Source organism: Verrucomicrobiales bacterium, assembly GCA_016793885.1.
Lineage (GTDB): Bacteria > Verrucomicrobiota > Verrucomicrobiia > Limisphaerales > UBA11320 > UBA11320.
This window is the reverse complement of sequence record JAEUHE010000201.1, coordinates 1-3,934: the sequence shown is the minus strand read 5'-3', so window position 1 is coordinate 3,934 and position 3,934 is coordinate 1. Positions and strand designations below refer to the sequence as shown.

The following is a 3,934-nucleotide window of genomic DNA, read 5'->3' as shown; positions in this document are numbered from 1 at the left end:
GGCGGACATCAGTGCACCAGTGACTCCAGTTGCCCCGACAGTTGTTCCAAATATTCCCGCACTACCGATAACGCTACCCGCGACGCCGGAAAGATATAAGGCACCGGCTCCAAGTGCGGTAGAGCCAGCGGCAAGAATGCTTCCGATAGCTGCGGTGCTCAGATACGTACCAGCGACATACCCAGTTGCCGAAGTGACGATCATGCCGCCAGCGGCATGTGGGACGAGTGTGCCGCCAGCAGCGAGCGCGGCGATTATCGGAATAAGTGGTAGCGGCATATCTATTCCTCCAAGGCGTTTATTCTTTGGGCCTAACGCGAGAAGCATACCGTATGCGGATCGTGGATGTCCGCTTACGGGCGCCAACGCTCACCGTCGGCTCCGGGCCGGACTGAGACCTCCGCCAGTGATGCGGCACAAGGCCGACGGCCCCCGTCCGTCTCGACCCGACCCAGAGCCGTCTGATGATGTTTGCAACGTCGAAGTCGGCTCTCTGCTCTTCACGCTGCCTGTCTCTGCTTCATGCTGAGGGCCCCGGCTTCGGCCAAACAGGCCGTTGGCACACTACTTGTAGTCAGCGGCTTGAATAAATTCCAAAAACACGACCTAAAATCTACTCATCGCCGCGAGCTTCACTATCTGAACAAGCCTGCGAGCAGAAGCCACATTCACTGCAAATGAGGTGACCACAAGCTGCGCAATTTCTGTGCCTACCGAGATACAAAGGGCTGGCCCCGCACTTGACTAAGACTGGGTCCCGGCGCCATCCACCGCAGTAGGCATAAAGAGTCAGCCAATTTCCGTCACTTCTCATGCCGCTCAGGATGTGTGGGTGTGTAATCTTAAATGTCGTGAAGACTTCCTTACGCCTCAAAATCTCATTAAAGACGATGCTAAGCATTCGTAGCAGATTGCCAATGTATTCAAGTGAGTCCTGCAATCCCACTGGACGTGCTCCACCAGAGGCCAGCCCATCGGGAAAGATGGCATTTGACAATAAATGCAAAACTTTATCCGGCGATTTTCTGGCAGTTAACCCCTCCAGCATGTAACCAATAACGTAGCAGTAAAGACTCGGTCTAGAAAGGCCCACTGCCCTCTCTAGGCTACGCAAATCAGCCCATAATCGCAGTTCTGTTTCATTGAGCCCGAGTTGCTGAACTAGTGTTGAATCATCAGTTAGAGTGAGAAGCCATCGAGGAATGTCTGCGGGTTTGAGTCCAGCGGAAATGCAATGATGCAATGTCTCGGAAATAGTGGAAATCGCACTGTTTCTGCCGGGATAATGTTCAATTGGATACTCAAAAGCCCATCCTGCTACAAACTTAGGCTTCCAGATGCCTCGCAAGTCCAGCAATTCTCCGAAGCGAGACCGCATCCATGAATACAGTTTCCTGAAATCGCTGACGTTCGCTTGACCAAGTATAAGACAGGGCTTACGTTCATCCATCCCCATGTCGTTACTTACATATTCGGACAATACACCAGCTATGCTAACTTCTTGACCCGATACACGTTCGGTCTTAAATCTTGGTATGGTGTGCTCTACGTATGCATCATGATTTGTAAAAGATCTGCGAGAATTTTTTACGTCCACAGGGTGTTCATTAACGAGTAGGTCGAAATCTCTCCACCTCTCCTCAAAGTCACCAATCTGGCCAATGGATATGTCAGCCACAGAGCATCCGAGTTTTTCGTAATAATATTTAGCTGCAATTTCTGCCTGCCTAGCCGAGGCGAGGCGATTCGCTTCGGAGGGTTTCATAAAATCTTCAAGATCTGAAACCTTCGACAGCTTGGTATTGCGCCAGCTAGAGAAGTTACTCCACACGAGACAAAGCTTTAGGTCACTTTCGGAAAGGATAGTTGGACATATTTCAGGAGATATTGGAGTCCAACTCAATTTCAAAACTAAGTCCCTAATGGGTTGGCTAATTAGCTCTCTAGCAAGAAGTTCATCTAGCGTCGATTTATGATGTTCATAATTCACACTATCGATTTCGATCGTAACAAAAGATCGTTCATCGAAACGAGTGCGTGTATAGGGCCGCACTCCTTCACAGCCATATCGCTCATCAACCAAATCAACGATTTCACCATAGACATCGTCGACTATAAACCTTGAGCCTGTATCATCCTCTACTAAAGCTCCCTTAAGCTGACGAACAGAAAGCACCTTCATAAGTATATTGCTAGGCAACCTGACTTTTGACATAACTGGAGTTCATCGCGCAATCAAAAGACGAATAAAAAATTCTCGGGGTTGCGGGGTCAGGGGTTGCGGGGTCAGGTCTTTCATCTGCTCATCTGTCACCGACTGTGCTCGACCGATAGGAGTCTGTTTCAGGCTGCCATCATCGATCGTCTCTCGTCGCGAAAAGAATAGAGGACTGGAAGGTAACCGCGGCGGAATCGGTTTACCCTCTGCACATCCGCCTTGGGTCAATCAACGAGCCCCTCGTCTCTCAGTCCCTGTAGAGGATCAGCGCCGGCGAGCACACTTTCGACAATGACGCCACGACGTATGCGGTTGATCCTGTCGTTAGAGGCCTGAATAGCCGCTTTTGCATATGTTCCTACTGCAACGTTCGTCGATGTCATGCCCTGCTCATCGACGTCCGCATAAAAACGCTCGAGTCGCTGGATGGCGTCAGTAGGCGATAGATTTGCCCGGTCCGACAGCCTTCTGTCGACTGAGATGATGGCGCTAAAAAGGTCGGACCTTTTCCAGATTCTGGAGCTTCTCGGAAATCCGCATTCGTCAATGAAGTCAAAGACACGTGTGAGACGAGCCGATACCTCAGCGCTCATTGGGAAGCCTTCGTTGAAGTCGCTTAGGTACCTCTCCAGCATCTCATCCCGATCGAAGTAGCCGGCTATCATGGTCACGATAAGCTGCAATACAAAGCGTACATCTCCCATCCGCTTGATGTCAGTCGGGCGGAAGACTCGATGCGTCTCAAAAAAATCGTGTTCTGCGAAGCCCGACGCAAGGGTCATTAGTGCCCCGGTGTAAACTGCATTGTTTATTTCGATCTCGTTCAGCGCATATTTCGTGGAGTTGATGCGTCGAAAAACCTCGACGATTTGTTCAGTAGTGATTGATCCAAGATCACGTACAGTGACGTCGTAGTCCAAGAACTCCCTCTTGCGATCTTCATCGAGACTTGCATAGGAGGGTAAAGCGGTTCCATACGTCTTGGGGTCGCCGTTGAAATAGTCAAAGATCGTTGTTACTCGTTGTTGACCATCTACGAGCAGCTGCTGCCCTTCGCCCGTATCGACGTCAACTGGCCCATTTGCAACATAGATCTCTGGAAAGGGCATACCTTTAAGAATGGTGTCCATAAAGCGGATCTTGTCCTCAGTCGTCCAAACAAGGCGGCGCTGAAACTCAGGACGAGGAACTAGTTTCTGGTCTCTGGTGAGTGTGATCAACTGCCTCACTTTGAGGCTGGTCGGTGAAGTTCTCATACCATCTGCTCCTGCTCACGCGCGACTCTAATTCCGCGTTGTTGGTAGGTCTCAAGAAAGTGTTGCGAGTGGTACAGAGCCAACCTCACCCGCTTGTTTCTCAATGGTGCGTATTGCTGCAACTCTCTGTAGGCTTCGTCCCAGTCGGTGCACCTTTGAGGCTTCGGCGACGGAAACTGATCGGGCCTGAGCCAGCCGTGATACATGTAACGCCCAAGTTTGGACTGAACTGGAAAGGATGCTGCATGGGCACCAATACTCGCCAAGTCACTCCAAATCTTCCCGTAAACCACGGGACTGATGATCGCAATGTCGATGTCAGAGATGCCTGGTCGGTAGCTTCGATATGCGGGCTTAACTACCACGCCATTTACTCGCTTCTCAATAAACGAGAAGCCCAGCTTTGCAGAGCCGACGACTATCGCTGTGACACGCTGATCGGCTATCAACTGGAATTTTG

The 3,934-nt window shown here is 50.6% G+C and carries 2 protein-coding genes; both read right to left on the bottom strand.

The annotated features are described in order from the left end of the window. Positions 1–613 precede the first annotated feature (613 nt). Positions 614–2,182: a hypothetical protein gene (locus JNN07_23230; GenBank protein ID MBL9170664.1), complete on the bottom strand. Its 1,569-nt coding sequence runs from the start codon at positions 2,180–2,182 to the stop codon at positions 614–616. 260 nt (positions 2,183–2,442) lie between these two features. Then, positions 2,443–3,474, bottom strand: a complete 1,032-nt coding sequence (locus JNN07_23225) for a DUF262 domain-containing protein (GenBank protein MBL9170663.1) — start codon at positions 3,472–3,474, stop codon at positions 2,443–2,445. Positions 3,475–3,934 lie beyond the last annotated feature (460 nt).